Origin of the sequence: Streptococcus intestinihominis, from assembly GCF_046824975.1 — a bacterium.
In the GTDB taxonomy this organism is placed as follows: domain Bacteria; phylum Bacillota; class Bacilli; order Lactobacillales; family Streptococcaceae; genus Streptococcus.
Genome location: NZ_JBKQBL010000002.1, coordinates 50579 through 64649, shown reverse-complemented (window position 1 = coordinate 64649; position 14071 = coordinate 50579). Strand labels below are relative to the sequence as shown.

Genomic DNA, 14071 nt, shown 5'->3' with positions numbered 1-14071 from the left:
TGATAACCTAAGTCCTGTAGAAATGACTTTTGGTCTGCCTGGTGGTAAAAGGTACGGTACTGCCTAAGCGAAGTTCCTAGAATACGGATTTTGTGTTCCTTGAGAAACCCAATTTCTTCCAATCGGAATAAAAGACCAAGGACTTGCTTATCCGCAAAAGACAGCAGTAAATTTTTGGTTTTCGTCGCTAGAAGGGCTTCTTTGAGACTGTCCAACTTTAAACGAATAACGGAAACAGCATCTCCTTCTTCTTTGGTGATTCCGTTCTCGTCTCCACAATAGAGGATTTCTGTCTGGTAGCCACGTTCTTTTAATAAGGGAGAAGACGTGAGTGCTCCAAGCAAACTGACATCATTGAAGGATTCTGCACACAAAAGCGTTACTTGATTCATGACCATAACTCCTCCCTGCTTTCGTCTAATTTACTTTCAATCAGATCCATAAATTCGTCATAGAAATAGAGACTTTCCCTTGGTCCTGGACTGGACTCAATATGGTAGAGAACACCAATCAAGGGAAGATAGCGGTGACGAAAGGCCTCGATAGAGTGATCATGAAGCTCCTCATGGGTGATCAGAAAATCTCGTGGAAGAGTATCGCGCTCGATGTTGTACTGATGATTCTGGCTAGTGATTTCGACTTTTCCAGTAGCAACTTCTTTTACAGGAATGTTAAGTCCTCGATGAGGACTTTTTAGTTTAGCGAGGCTTCCCCCGTGGGCAAGGGCCAGCAACTCTGCCCCCAAGCCGATTCCCATAATTGGAATATGAGGATCGATTTTAGCAATGACCTGGCAAATACCATCGATATGATGAGGATTCCCTGGACCACTGGATAGAATAATGCCATCCGGCTGCAAATCCTTCAATTCCTTCAATTTAATAGAATAAGGAACGACCGTGACGTTACAACCTCGTGCAATCAATTGACGCAAAACGGAATGCCGTAAGCCCAAGTCGATCAAGACGATACTCTTCCCAAATCCTGGTGCAGCATAGGGGGTTTTGGTCGACACCTGGCGGACTTGGTCAAAAGGCAAGACAGTTGCCCGGAGCTGGTCTAAGATATGCTCAATCGCATCCCCTTCATTGACCACTGTAGCCTTCATACTTCCATGTTCAGTGACAATTTTAGCCAGCTTTCGAGTATCGACTCCTTGGATCCCTGGAATATTGTGTTTTTTCAGGTAAGCATCTAAGGATAACTGTTTGCGCCAATTACTGGGATGACTCGCTAATTGGTGCACTACCACTGCTAGACACCCAGGAAAAATAGATTCATAATCATCTCGGTTTATCCCAGTTGTACCAATAACTGGAAAAGTAAAGGCTAATATTTGCCCCTTATAGGACTGGTCGGTAATCAACTCCTGATAACCCGTCATGGCAGAATTTAAGACCAATTCCCCACTGACATATGTATCAGCTCCAAAACCAGTTCCTTCAAAAACCGTCCCATCTTCTAATACTAAGAGACGTTTTACCATAAATTCTCCTTACAAACTCCAAAAAGAAAAGTGAGAAAAGACCACCTTTTTGTAGACTCCCTCACTTCCCCTTTCTATTTTCTTACTCTATTATTTCCGTCCAGCTAAAACCGCTTCGATGATAGCCATGCGGACAAAGACACCGTTGGTCATTTGCTCCACGATGCGTGATTTAGGAGCTTCTACCAAGTGGTCAGCAATCTCCACATCACGGTTTACTGGAGCTGGGTGCATCAAGATGGCTGTGTCTTTCATACGATCATAGCGTTCTTGTGTCAAGCCATGCAAACGATGGTAGTTCTCTTTTGAGAAGAGAGACTCATAATCATGACGCTCGTGTTGCACACGGAGGAACATCATAACATCAACTTCTTCAATCACTTCATCAATCGTCACAAAGGTTCCGTATTCTTCAAATTCCGCACTTCTCCATTCGTCTGGGCCTGCAAAGTAGAGGGTTGCTCCCAAACGTTTCAAGATTTGCATATTTGATTTTGCCACCCGTGAGTGATCCAAGTCACCAGCGATACAAACCTTAAGTCCATCAAAGTGACCAAACTCTTGATAGATGGTCATCAAGTCTAGTAAACTTTGGCTTGGGTGTTGACCAGATCCATCTCCCCCGTTGACAATAGAGGCTGTGATAGTTGGACTTTCAATCAATTGCTTGTAGTAGTCTACTTCTGGGTGACGGATGACGCAGATATCAACTCCGAGAGCTGACATGGTCAAAATGGTATCGTACAGAGTTTCACCCTTGTTTACAGAGCTCGTTTTCACATCAAAGTCAAGGAGGTCACAACCTAATTTCAACTCAGCCACTTCAAATGCTTTGTGCGTACGTGTTGATGACTCAAAGAAGAGGTTAGCCACGATATGTTGCTCATCATAATGAGCTTTTGCTCCATTTTTAAACTCAATACCACGCTTAATCAAGGCCATAACTTCTTCGTTTGATAAAGCTTCCATTGAGACAAGGTTTTTAAGTGCGATTTGATTTGTAGACATGTTGTAACTCCATTCCAAAGATATGCATATGTGAAAACGATACAGGAAGCTTCCTCAGTCACTCCTGTATATAGCGACGATTTGAAAACTACCTTATTCACTCACCTCGATCAAGATACGATCTTGACCATCCAGCTCAGTCATCTCGACAATGATTTCCTCTGATCGACTTGTTGGAATGTTCTTTCCAACATAATCTGGTCGGATCGGCAATTCTCTATGACCACGATCCACTAGGACTGCGAGGCTGACACGCGATGGACGTCCACGACTGACAAGATTATCGATGGCTGCTCGAATGGTCCGACCTGTATAAAGGACATCATCAATCAGGATGACATCTTTGCCAGTAATATCTACTGGTAAAACGGTTGAATCTTCTGTTACTTTGATATCATCACGGAAAGGCTTGGTATCCAATTCACAGACTGGAACTTCTATTTGCTCTAGCTGTGCTAACCTTTCTTTGATGCGATTGGCAATGAAAACGCCACGAGTTTTGATCCCTACCAAAACAATTTGGCTCAGATCCTTATTCCGTTCGATGATTTCATAAGTGATGCGAGTAATAGCTCGCTTCATGGTCAAATCATCAACGACTTCTTTGATCTTCATCTTTTCCTCCTAATTGATAGAAAAAAGCCTCCCTTTTCAAGGAGGCTTCAGAAAAATATCAAGAGATAAGACCTAGAACGCATCTAGTTCACCCCTTATTTTGATCAGACTCCTTGCCTGCCTCACGGGACAGGATTAAAGGACTATTTAATTATCCATACTATATCACAGTTTATAGTGGGATGCAAGAAAAAACTCATTATTTTCTACTAATGTTCGGATTTACATCAACAAATCTTTTATTTAAAGATGATCTGTTCCTTTTTTCCCAATCTTCTTCAAGGCAAACAAGCCACATCCAGCTAGTAAATAAGCGACAAAAATGATGGTCGCCATCTTAACAACATAAAGCCATCCAAAACGATTGACATTGATAAAGAAATAAGGGAAAGGACTGTCTTTTGCCCCTGGAACTGGCCACTTAAGAACCAAACCGTTGAGAAGAGCAAAGACCATATAGAGTACGGGAAGCAGGGTCCAAGCCAATGGATCCGACTTACGGTATTGTTTCGGTTTATCAATCACCAGGGTGTCAAAGAAGAACATCAAAGGAACAATGTAGTGACAGAGGAAGTTTTCCAAGCGGTAAAACTTCTCAGGTGTCGCGATGGGTGCTAGCATAAAGTGGTAGATGACACAGGTGATCATGATAGACATGGTGACACCACCTTTTAAACGAAGATAGCCCTGTGTCTGGGTCGAACGACCACGAAGCATGCGCCAGACCATGTCCCCCATAAAGAACATGACCAACATGTTGGACAAAATGGTGTAATAGAGCATCATCCCAAAGCCACCATGCTTGGTCAGTTGCAGATAAACGCCGATTACACTCAAGATAAACAATAGAAAACGATAGCTAAACAATAGTTTGAATTTCATAGTATTCTCCCAAAAGAAAAGGGTTTAGGCCCTTCAGTTTAATCAGGAACTTTCCTTAAGTGAAGACGGACGTCAGCGAACTTCTTCGAAGTTCCATGACTTAGTTTTGAACCCAAAGTTTCAAAACTCCCGAGTACTTGAAACAATACTGTTTCAAGTACTTTTCTCACAGCGGAAAGTTCCTTATAAACTTAAACAACTCTATTAATTTGTATACTTTATATAGAACTATTTCTTCTTTTCTTTAGATCTTCTTCACAAATTCTGATTTAAGTTTCATTGCACCAAAGCCGTCAATCTTACAATCGATGTTGTGGTCGCCTTCGACGATACGAATGTTTTTCACGCGCGTACCTTGTTTCAAATCTTTTGGTGCACCCTTCACTTTCAAGTCTTTGATCAAGGTGACAGTATCGCCATCAGCCAATTTATTTCCATTCGCGTCGATGGCTACAACACCTTCTTCTTCTACGACTTCAGCTGGGTTCCATTCATAAGCACACTCTGGACAGACCAAGAGGGCACCATCTTCATAGACATATTCCGAATTACATTTTGGACAGTTTGGTAAGTTATTCATTTCAATCTCCTTATCAAAATTAACTCCCATAGTATACCATGAAAGGGGAAATTTGACAAATACCGTTCTATTGAAGCATTTTCAATAAAAGAAGAGGCAACTTGGCCTCCTAAAATTGATAATCACCTTTATCTTCTTGCAACTCCTGAATGTCTCGAATCACGCTCACTCCTGCTTGGCTCCTATTCTGTAATTCTTCGTCCGAGTAGGGGAAGGTATTGATCAAGATACTTTGCATGCCAATACTTTTCGCTACAGCCACATCTGTAGTGAAGTCATTCCCTACCATGACTGTTTTATCAGGATTCAACTGGTGTTCTTTGATGACTTTCATGAGAAATTCGCGCTGAGGTTTGCAAATCCCTGCATCAGACGACAGATAAATGTCGTGGAAAAACTCTCTCAAGCCGACCAAATCAATCTCTGGGTTGGTAAAGTCCGCTTGGGCATTGGATAAGAGATAGATCCGACACCCTTCAGCCTTCATATCTTCTAAGACTTCTTTCGTGTGCGGATAGAGCTCTAATCGTTTGCGAGAGAGGACACGGAAGGTCCGAGCGATCAAGCGTCCCCATTCTTTAAGATGATGGACACTAGCTCCAGTTGGATGACTCTCTAGATAGAGCTGAACTAAAATCACGGTCAAATCAATCTCCGGATAAGTGACCTGTTTTTCCCGAGCGATACTTTGCTCAGCTTGCTTCACCAACTCCTTATAGCGAACTTGCAGGCTTTCCCCTGTATAATGAGCTCCATAGGACTGGTAGATCTTGGCCATGGTCTCCCACAAGACTGGACTCGACTCATCGGTTTCGATATCGACCAAGGTTCCATAAAAATCAAAAATATAGTTTTTAAATGCGTACTTTTGCTGATTCATCTCTTTCTCCCGTTACAAACATGGTAAAGGTGGCCTTACAGACATTGGCACCTTCCTGATTGGTAATATCGACATCGACAACCCGAGTAGTCCGGCCACTGTGGACACATTCCCCGTGAATCGTTAGGACATCTCCTAGGCGCCCTGCTTTCAAATAATTGATGGAAGACTGCAAGGTCACACCATCTACTCCCTGTGAAATCACGACCAAGCCACTGATCTGGTCACACAGGGTAAAGAGATATCCTCCATGCGCATTTCCATAATAATTAAGTGACGATTCGACCACCTTGGTTGTCACCACCACATGGCCATCTCTCATGGTTTCAATCTCATAATTTTCAAATGCTGCTATAGCATCAAAGTGAAAATCCTTCATATAAAATAAATCCCCCTAGATCAGGTATTCCTAAACCCTTCCATCATACTACTTTTTTCCACTTCTTACAAGAATAAGAAAAGAGCTGGTGTACCCAACTCCTTAATAGCGAAATTTTTCCCAATCATCGTCTGTCCGTTTGCGATAATAGAACTCAGACAAGTCCGGGTCTTCCATCACTTCCAGCAGAGGTAGCATGTCGTAGGACAAGTCCAACTTTTCTAATTGATCCTTCTCAACCCAAGAAACTTCTCCTTCATCAGACGATCTTAGCTGGCCTGTAAATTCTGTCGCTTTGTAGCAAAAGACGATGTAGCGGATGCCATCCTCTAACTGCCAGTTTTTTACAGCGACTAATCGGGGGTTGAAAATGGTGAGGCCAGTTTCTTCTTTAATCTCACGGATAACTGACTCGACCAGACTCTCGCCTTCTTCAATATGGCCACCTGGAAAAGCATAGCCAGCCCAGTGAGTCTTTTCAGGTGAGCGGTATTGGAGGACGACCTTCCCATTTTCAAGATCTTCGACCATGCAAAGATTGCACAGTATAGTAGGCGTTGTGCGTGACATATATTTCCTTTCTATGATATTGACAATTAATCAATATAAACTTTTTTCTTTATCTCTTTTTTCATCACAAACGGATTTACCAGCTCATGGTATTCATCGAAGGCATCTAAAAGGGAACCTCTCTGAAAGACAATTGACTTCTCTTTTAAATAATATTCCGAGTGTATCGTTACTGAACCATGACCATCAAAACTAAAGAAAAACACAATGAATAATACTAAGATCAGGCTAGCAAAGAAACTAAACAGTAGCCCCACTACATTCTTCCAATTGACTGCGTGAGTTCGATAAAAGCAATACCAGATATGACAAAAAACTATCACAGCTCCTAGATATAACCAAGGATTCCACAAGAGCGGAGTAAAGGCGTAACCATTGTAGCCTAATACAAAGTTAGCAAAAACAAAAAGTAAAAGAATTAGATACAGGATCCTAAACAGATTCAAATACTTTCCCATAATTAACCTCTCCTATGTAAACATTGGTCGAGATTTAAAATAAAACGAATAGCGTGCTCCCCTTAAATAATGATCAACAGAATATGGACGGCCAACCGTAGCCAATGATCAATCAGAGGCGTATCCGGATCACTATTTTTACTATCCAAGAATAGGCTGAGAGATAACAAAAGTAAAAGAATGGCAATGATCAATCTCAGAGAGAGCATCACGCCCCCAATAGCAAGAGCAGCTAGAAAGCCAAAAAATGGCAACGGACTAAATAAAAATGACAATAAACTGAAATAGAGCATAAATGAAGAGAGTATCAATAAGCCGTAAACAATCAACTTAGTAAAAATTGAGACTCTTTTACCTTCTCTTTTCATTTTTGATAGTGAATAAATGACATAGATCATATAGATAAAAAGTAGCATATTGAATCATTCCTATGTTTTATAGATTATTTTAATAGTTTAACCAAAAGCCAATCAAAATACAACTAAAGACACTAACTTATCAGTAGTCTCCTGTCTCTGATCAAAGTTTCTTGACTTCTGCTGCTACCTTTTGAAGATGCTGTTCCCGCATGCTAGCGGTGTTCACATCTCGTCCGACTTCACCCAAGATGCAGACACGCTTGGTTTTAATCCCACAGTGGTTCAAGACGGCATTTTTCAAAACAGAGATACCATAACTATCAGGAATGTTGAGAGGGCCTGAAAAGATCTTGTACCACCAAGTAGGCGCCATCGAAGTCGCATAAATACTAGCCGTTTTGCCTTTGAGTAACTTCTTAAATTGCTTGCCTCTCAGGTAATTCCAGATAAAGCTTCCCTGATCATTGGCCGAGTATGCAATCCCAGGTGTGAAGACCCGATCAATCCAACCTTTCATAAGGCTCGGCATACTACTCCACCAGATGGGATAGACAAAGATCAGGTGATCCGCCCACTGGATCCATTCTTGAGAACGAAGGATAAAGGAATCTTCCTCCATCCGCTTTCGATAACCATAGCGAAGAATAGGATCAAAGTCCTCTTCATTGAGATTGATCACTTTAAGCTCGTGGTGCTTTAAGTCAATAGTTTCGACAATGGTTTGAAAAATAGCCTGACAGTAACTTTCCTTATCCGGATGCCCATTGATGACTAGAATTTTCATACTTTCCCTCCTTTTAATCCAACGCCTTGACTTCCAACATCATATCGCGGATTTGCGCTGCTAACTCAAAGTCAAGCACTTCGACGGCTTCTTGCATCTGGCCTTGCAACTTCTTGACCAGTTCCTTGCGCTCTTGGCGGTTGAGACTGGTGATATCTACTTCCTTGTCTTCTTCCTTAGCTACCGCCTTGGTAACAGAGATGAGGTCACGGATTTCCTTCTTAATAGTTTGTGGCACAATACCGTGTTCTTCATTATAAGCCATCTGGATTTTACGACGACGGGCTGTTTCATCGATGGCTTTTTGCATAGACTGAGTCATGGTGTCCGCATACATGATCACGTGCCCCTCACTATTACGGGCTGCACGACCAATGGTTTGAATAAGGCCACGTTCATTACGGAGAAAACCTTCCTTATCCGCATCGAGGATGGCAACTAGACTCACTTCCGGTACGTCAATCCCTTCCCGAAGAAGGTTGATTCCGACCAAGACATCAAAGACACCCAAACGCAAATCGCGGATAATCTCCGTCCGCTCCAAGGTCTTAATGTCCGAGTGCATGTATTTGACCTTGACCCCCATTTCCTTGAAGTAGTCGGTCAAGTCTTCTGCCATCTTCTTGGTCAGAGTGGTGACAAAGGTCCGCTCACCACGTTCTACACGCGCATTGATTTCACCCAAGAGATCGTCCATTTGTCCCATGGTAGGGCGCACTTCCACCTCAGGATCGAGAAGACCGGTCGGACGAATGATCTGCTCGATGATGGTATCGGTTTGTTTCATCTCATAATCACCCGGTGTCGCAGACACATAGACGATCTGGTGGACATGGCTTTCAAACTCCTCCCGACGCAGTGGCCGGTTGTCCAAGGCAGATGGCAAACGGAAACCATAGTTGACCAGCATCTCCTTGCGCGAGCGGTCTCCATTGTACATGCCCTTGATCTGTCCCATGGTCATGTGACTTTCATCGATCATGATGAGGAAATCTTCTGGGAAGAAGTCAAGAAGGGTGTAAGGCGGCTCTCCTTCACTCCGGCCATCCATATGCCGAGAGTAGTTTTCAACCCCATTGGTGTAGCCCATCTCCCGTAGCATTTCAATATCATACTCGGTCCGTTGTTTCAAGCGTTGAGCTTCTAGGAGTTTTCCTTCTTTTTCAAAGACCTTCAACTGCTCCTCAAGTTCCGCTTGAATTTTGGCGATGGCCACTTCCATATGGTCATCATTGGTCACGAAGTGAGTGGCTGGGAAAATTGCCAAGTGGTCCACATTTCCCAGAACCTGGCCTGTCAAAGCTTCAATCTCCCGAATCCGCTCAATCTCGTCCCCGAAAAACTCCACCCGGAAGGCATGTTCATCACGCGAAGCTGGGAAAATCTCTACCACATCTCCACGAACACGGAATTTCCCCCGTTGAAAGTCGATGTCATTGCGCTCAAACTGGATGTCCACCAGGTCATTGAGCAGTTTATCACGAGAAATCTCCAGACCTGGACGCAGGCTCACCACGCTATCGGCATATTCCTTCGGCGAACCCAAACCATAAATACAAGAGACGGAAGCTACAACGATGACATCGTTACGCTCTAACAAAGCTGAGGTTGCTGAGTGACGTAGTTTATCAATCTCATCATTGACCGAACTATCCTTTTCGATGTAGGTATCGCTAGATGGCACATAAGCTTCTGGCTGGTAGTAATCGTAGTAAGATACGAAGTACTCGACCGCATTTTCAGGGAAAAATTCCTTGAACTCCCCATAGAGCTGGCCCGCTAGGGTTTTATTGTGGGCGATGACCAGGGTCGGTTTATTGACCTGGGCAATAACCTGGCTCATGGTATAGGTCTTCCCCGTACCAGTTGCTCCCATCAGGATTTGCGCCTTCTCGCCACCCTCGATGTTATCCACCAACTGCTCAATGGCCTGCGGTTGATCCCCAGACGGTTGGTATTTGGATACTAGTTTAAATTTGTTATCAGTTACTCGATTAATCATACTTTCTTCCTTTGATTATACTTCCCTTATTTTACCATAATAGATGATATTTCTCTGACTTTTGAAGAGAGGAACCTTGTACAGAAAAAAGACAGGCTCAAGAACCTGTCTCCTTATTCATCATTATTACCTTTCAGTGATTTCACACTTGTTCAGTAACAGCTCTTTCTCTCCTCTCCCCTAAACGATAAACAATCACTAGGGATACAAGAAGAACCAGAGTTGTGATGATCGATCCTTCTGCACCAAATGCCCCTCCGGTCAACCAGTCGGGACCAGATCCCATGGTAAAACTAAAAATCGAAGCATCTGCGCCCGTCCCACTGACTTGAAAACCAAGGAGATTCCCTTGTACATAGTTCCAAGTACCGTGTTGGGCAACCACTAGCCAGATACTATCGGTGTAGATAAGGAGAAGACCAGCTAGCACTCCATCGAGGATGATATTCAGTACGGATAAGAAGGTCACTCCTGAATTTCCCAGATGAAGAAAGCCAAAGAGACTACTAGAAATCGCGATCGCTAAAGGCAAATTAGTTCTTGCAGCAATCCGAGTTAGGAGCCAACCCCGAGTCGCAACTTCTTCCGTTCCTCCTTGAAGGAGCCAAAATGGGAATAAGCCTAGAATAAAGAGAATGGGTTCTAAACTTAATTCATTAAGCTCAAAAGACCCAATTCCACCCAACTGGTAGACAAGGGCAATCACACCCATTTGAAGCAGTGAAAGCAAGATCCCCCAACCTAGATACTTGAGCCAATTCTTTTTTACAAAACCTAAAGTCGATAGAGGATTCTTCTCAATAAACTTCACCCAAAAAATAAAGAGTAAGAGAATGAATACAAAACTGAAAAGCTCATAATAAAGAAAATAATGGTAGAAAAATTCTTGGACACTCGCTCCTCCATTGCCTGGTGAAAAGAGCTCTGTTAAAAACTCTATGACTAGAGAAAATGGTCCTACAAACTCACTCCCAAACCAAAGCCCACCTTCAACAAATAGGAAGGTTAAAAATACATAGAATAGTGTAGAAACAAGTACTGGCCATGAGGTGTTAGTTTTTATATCTTGAATAATCTTCCCTTTCTTCATGATCAACCTCCATTTATCTAATAGGTCCATTGTAGCAAAGAAAATCTAAGACTGCAAGATTAAATCATGTTAGATAACCTCACATGAGATGGTTGAAATTCTTGATTTTAGGTTTTATTTATGATATGATAATACTTGTAAAAAATAAATGATTGAAATTCATACTTGTTTTCAGTATGAATTCTTTATTTTTTTGAGCCCTTTTGGGTATCCCTTCCATTGCTCTACTCGAGACAACTGGATTAGATATAAAGGAGAACGAAATGAAGAAAAAACTAGTAGCATGTTTGCTTTTCTTATTTCCACTATTCGCCTTTGCGAGTCAAGCACAGGCTGAAACTGTAAAAGTCGTTTTCGATACAGCATATGCGCCCTTCGAATTTAAAGACTCAGACCAAGTTTATAAAGGAATTGACGTTGAAATCTTGGATAAGGTCGCTGAAATTAACGGATGGACCTTAGAAAAATCGTTCCCAGGCTTTGATGCAGCGGTCAATGCAGTTCAAGCTGGTCAAGCCGATGCCATTATGGCAGGGATGACCAAGACCAAGGAACGTGAGCAAGTCTTTGCGATGTCTGATACCTACTATGATACAAAAGTCGTGATTGCGACTAAGAAAGCTAACAAAATCACTTCCTATGACCAGCTCAAAGGAAAAACGGTCGGAGTCAAAAACGGTACAGCTGCTCAACGCTTCCTTCAGAAGAACAAGGACAAGTACGGATATACGATCAAGACATTCGATACCAGTGATTTGATGAACAATAGTTTATCAACCGGTGCAGTGGATGCCATTATGGACGACCAACCTGTTATCGAATATGCCATTAAGCAAGGCCAAGATCTTTCTATTAATATGGAAGGAGAAGCTGTCGGAAGCTTTGCCTTTGGGGTCAAGAAGGATGGTTCTCATGAAAACCTCATTAAACAATTCAATACAGCTCTTGCTCAAATGAAGAAAGATGGTACATTGGACCAAATTATTGAAAAATGGACTGGTAGCAGCCAATCATCATCTTCAACAACAACTACTACCGCTAGCACTTCTGCTGTTCCTGAAACGAGCACTGAAGCCGGCCAAAAGGCGACTCCAAAGAAGAAAACCTACAAAATTTCTAGTGATTCCTCTTTTGCTCCCTTCGTCTTCCAAAATGATCAAAGTAAATACACTGGGATTGATATGGAATTAATTAAGGCCATTGCCAAAGACCAAGGCTTTACCCTAGAAATTAGCAACCCTGGTTTTGATGCCGCCGTCAGTGATGTTCAGAATGGAAATGCGGACGGAATGATTGCCGGCATGACTGTGACAGATGCACGTAAGGCAACCTTTGACTTCTCTGACCCATACTACACAACAAATTCAATTCTTGCTGTTCAAGAAAGTAGTAACATTTCTTCCTACGAAGACCTAAAAGGAAAAACAGTCGGTGTCAAAAATGGTACTGCTTCTCAAACTTTCCTCGAGGAAAACAAGAGCAAGTATGGCTATAAAATCAAAACCTTCTCAGATGGGGCTTCTATGTATGACAGCTTGAACTCTGGTTCTGTAGTTGCTATCATGGATGACGAACCTGTCATCAAATATGCCATTAAACAAGGACGTAAATTCAAAACACCTATCGAAGGAACTCCAAGTGGTCAGATTGCCTTTGCTGTTCAAAAAGATTCGAACCCTGAATTGATTGAAATGTTTAACAACGGTTTGGCCAACTTAAAAGAAAGTGGCCAATACCAAAAGATCTTGGATAAGTACCTTTCAAGCGATAGCGAAGAAAGCACAGAATCTACTTCAGTGGATGAAACGACTATCTGGGGCTTGCTCCAAAACAACTACAAACAATTGTTAAGTGGACTTGGGGTCACTATTGCACTAGCACTTCTATCATTTGCGATCGCTATGGTGATTGGGATCATCTTTGGAATGTTCAGTGTGAGTCCTTATAAATGGCTTCGTTGGACAGCTGAGATCTTCGTCGATGTCATCCGTGGTATCCCACTGATGATCCTTGCTGCCTTCATCTTCTGGGGAATTCCCAATTTGATCGAGTCCATGACCGGTCACCAATCCCCAATCAATGACTTCCTTGCAGGTACCATCGCTCTCTCCCTCAATGCTGCTGCTTATATTGCTGAGATTGTTCGAGGAGGGATTCAAGCAGTTCCTGCTGGTCAGATGGAAGCCAGCCGAAGCCTCGGGATTTCATACAGCAAGACCATGCGCAAGATTATCTTGCCTCAAGCAACTAAACTGATGCTTCCAAACTTTGTCAACCAATTCGTTATTGCACTGAAAGATACGACTATCGTGTCTGCGATCGGTTTGGTCGAGCTCTTCCAGACTGGTAAGATTATCATCGCTCGAAACTACCAAAGTTTCAAGATGTATGCGATCCTTGCCGTCTTCTACCTCATCATCATTACCTTATTGACACGCTTTGCAAAACAATTAGAAAAGAGGGCTAACTAATGGCTAAATTAAAAATTGATGTCCATGACCTCCACAAATATTACGGTGAAAATGAGGTCCTTAAAGGCATCTCAACAAAATTCTACGAAGGAGATGTGGTTTGTATCATCGGACCATCTGGTTCTGGTAAATCCACCTTCCTACGCAGTCTCAATCTTCTCGAAGAAGTCACCAAGGGACAGATTACCGTGAACGGCTATGATCTTACTGATCCAAAAACCAACATTGATATCGTCCGTGAAAATGTTGGGATGGTCTTCCAGCACTTCAACCTCTTCCCTCATATGAGTGTTATCGAAAACATCATGTTTGCTCCTTTAGAGCACAAACGCATGAATCGTGAAGAAGCTAGAGAACTAGCGATGGAACTCTTGGAAAAGGTTGGACTGGCTGACAAAGCTGATGTCTCTCCTGATAGCTTGTCAGGTGGTCAGAAACAGCGGGTAGCCATTGCGCGTGGTCTCGCTATGAAGCCAGACGTCATGCTCTTTGACGAACCGACTTCTG

Annotated in this window: 14 protein-coding genes and 1 pseudogene; 2 read left to right on the top strand and 13 right to left on the bottom strand. The window is 42.6% G+C overall.

Features of this window, described 5'->3' with window-relative positions:
* The 13 genes and pseudogenes from ACLOR3_RS03600 to ACLOR3_RS03540 form a co-directional block, all read right to left on the bottom strand.
* Positions 1–392 (bottom strand): annotated as a pseudogene (locus ACLOR3_RS03600) (ATP-binding protein); the annotation flags it as partial.
* Positions 389–1486, bottom strand: coding sequence for a carbamoyl phosphate synthase small subunit (locus ACLOR3_RS03595; RefSeq protein ID WP_411400385.1), 1098 nt, complete (start codon positions 1484–1486; stop codon positions 389–391). The pseudogene ACLOR3_RS03600 and the gene ACLOR3_RS03595, both read right to left, overlap by 4 nt.
* Before the next feature lie 90 nt (positions 1487–1576).
* Entirely contained in the window at positions 1577–2494 is a 918-nt protein-coding gene (locus tag ACLOR3_RS03590) for an aspartate carbamoyltransferase catalytic subunit (RefSeq protein WP_048690641.1), read from the bottom strand.
* A gap of 93 nt (positions 2495–2587) precedes the next feature.
* The gene (gene pyrR / locus ACLOR3_RS03585) at positions 2588–3109 is read right to left on the bottom strand and encodes a bifunctional pyr operon transcriptional regulator/uracil phosphoribosyltransferase PyrR (RefSeq protein ID WP_006596278.1); all 522 of its coding nucleotides are present in this window, start codon (positions 3107–3109) and stop codon (positions 2588–2590) included.
* Positions 3110–3352: 243 nt separating this feature from the next.
* A complete protein-coding gene (locus ACLOR3_RS03580) occupies positions 3353–3991 on the bottom strand; it encodes a Pr6Pr family membrane protein (RefSeq protein WP_411400386.1) in 639 nt (212 codons plus the stop codon).
* A gap of 244 nt (positions 3992–4235) precedes the next feature.
* The gene (locus ACLOR3_RS03575; RefSeq protein ID WP_009731127.1) at positions 4236–4571 is read right to left on the bottom strand and encodes a zinc ribbon domain-containing protein YjdM; all 336 of its coding nucleotides are present in this window, start codon (positions 4569–4571) and stop codon (positions 4236–4238) included.
* Between the two features lie 109 nt (positions 4572–4680).
* Entirely contained in the window at positions 4681–5451 is a 771-nt protein-coding gene (locus ACLOR3_RS03570; protein ID WP_411400387.1) for an HAD family hydrolase, read from the bottom strand.
* Entirely contained in the window at positions 5426–5830 is a 405-nt protein-coding gene (locus ACLOR3_RS03565; RefSeq protein ID WP_006596274.1) for a PaaI family thioesterase, read from the bottom strand. The genes ACLOR3_RS03570 and ACLOR3_RS03565 overlap by 26 nt, the downstream gene beginning before the upstream one ends.
* Positions 5831–5932: 102 nt before the next feature.
* A complete protein-coding gene (locus tag ACLOR3_RS03560; protein WP_411400388.1) occupies positions 5933–6400 on the bottom strand; it encodes an 8-oxo-dGTP diphosphatase in 468 nt (155 codons plus the stop codon).
* A gap of 26 nt (positions 6401–6426) precedes the next feature.
* Positions 6427–6858, bottom strand: a complete 432-nt coding sequence (locus ACLOR3_RS03555; RefSeq protein WP_411400389.1) for a hypothetical protein — start codon at positions 6856–6858, stop codon at positions 6427–6429.
* Positions 6859–7377: 519 nt separating this feature from the next.
* Complete coding sequence (locus ACLOR3_RS03550) at positions 7378–8001, bottom strand: NAD(P)H-dependent oxidoreductase (RefSeq protein ID WP_411400390.1); 624 nt, start codon at positions 7999–8001, stop codon at positions 7378–7380.
* Positions 8002–8014: 13 nt separating this feature from the next.
* Positions 8015–10003 carry an excinuclease ABC subunit UvrB gene (gene uvrB, locus ACLOR3_RS03545; protein WP_411400391.1) on the bottom strand — a complete coding sequence of 663 codons (1989 nt, stop codon included), beginning with the start codon at positions 10001–10003 and terminating at the stop codon, positions 8015–8017.
* Between the two features lie 142 nt (positions 10004–10145).
* Positions 10146–11093: a CPBP family intramembrane glutamic endopeptidase gene (locus ACLOR3_RS03540; protein WP_195213867.1), complete on the bottom strand. Its 948-nt coding sequence runs from the start codon at positions 11091–11093 to the stop codon at positions 10146–10148.
* Positions 11094–11356: 263 nt separating this feature from the next.
* Between ACLOR3_RS03540 and ACLOR3_RS03535 the strand changes: the two genes are divergently transcribed.
* Complete coding sequence (locus tag ACLOR3_RS03535) at positions 11357–13564, top strand: ABC transporter substrate-binding protein/permease (protein WP_411400392.1); 2208 nt, start codon at positions 11357–11359, stop codon at positions 13562–13564.
* Positions 13564–14071, top strand: a 508-nt coding sequence (locus tag ACLOR3_RS03530) for an amino acid ABC transporter ATP-binding protein (RefSeq protein WP_412037002.1), incomplete at its 3' end; no start/stop codon positions are given. The genes ACLOR3_RS03535 and ACLOR3_RS03530, both read left to right, overlap by 1 nt.

Bases quoted from the DNA above. Each gene is read 5' to 3' on its own strand.
- ACLOR3_RS03595 (WP_411400385.1), bottom strand. From the start codon at position 1,486: ATGGTAAAACGTCTCTTAGTATTAGAAGATGGGACGGTTTTTGAAGGA.
- ACLOR3_RS03590 (WP_048690641.1), bottom strand. From the start codon at position 2,494: ATGTCTACAAATCAAATCGCACTTAAAAACCTTGTCTCAATGGAAGCT.
- pyrR (WP_006596278.1), bottom strand. From the start codon at position 3,109: ATGAAGATCAAAGAAGTCGTTGATGATTTGACCATGAAGCGAGCTATT.
- ACLOR3_RS03580 (WP_411400386.1), bottom strand. From the start codon at position 3,991: ATGAAATTCAAACTATTGTTTAGCTATCGTTTTCTATTGTTTATCTTG.
- ACLOR3_RS03575 (WP_009731127.1), bottom strand. From the start codon at position 4,571: ATGAATAACTTACCAAACTGTCCAAAATGTAATTCGGAATATGTCTAT.
- ACLOR3_RS03570 (WP_411400387.1), bottom strand. From the start codon at position 5,451: ATGAATCAGCAAAAGTACGCATTTAAAAACTATATTTTTGATTTTTAT.
- ACLOR3_RS03565 (WP_006596274.1), bottom strand. From the start codon at position 5,830: ATGAAGGATTTTCACTTTGATGCTATAGCAGCATTTGAAAATTATGAG.
- ACLOR3_RS03560 (WP_411400388.1), bottom strand. From the start codon at position 6,400: ATGTCACGCACAACGCCTACTATACTGTGCAATCTTTGCATGGTCGAA.
- ACLOR3_RS03555 (WP_411400389.1), bottom strand. From the start codon at position 6,858: ATGGGAAAGTATTTGAATCTGTTTAGGATCCTGTATCTAATTCTTTTA.
- ACLOR3_RS03550 (WP_411400390.1), bottom strand. From the start codon at position 8,001: ATGAAAATTCTAGTCATCAATGGGCATCCGGATAAGGAAAGTTACTGT.
- uvrB (WP_411400391.1), bottom strand. From the start codon at position 10,003: ATGATTAATCGAGTAACTGATAACAAATTTAAACTAGTATCCAAATAC.
- ACLOR3_RS03540 (WP_195213867.1), bottom strand. From the start codon at position 11,093: ATGAAGAAAGGGAAGATTATTCAAGATATAAAAACTAACACCTCATGG.
- ACLOR3_RS03535 (WP_411400392.1), top strand. From the start codon at position 11,357: ATGAAGAAAAAACTAGTAGCATGTTTGCTTTTCTTATTTCCACTATTC.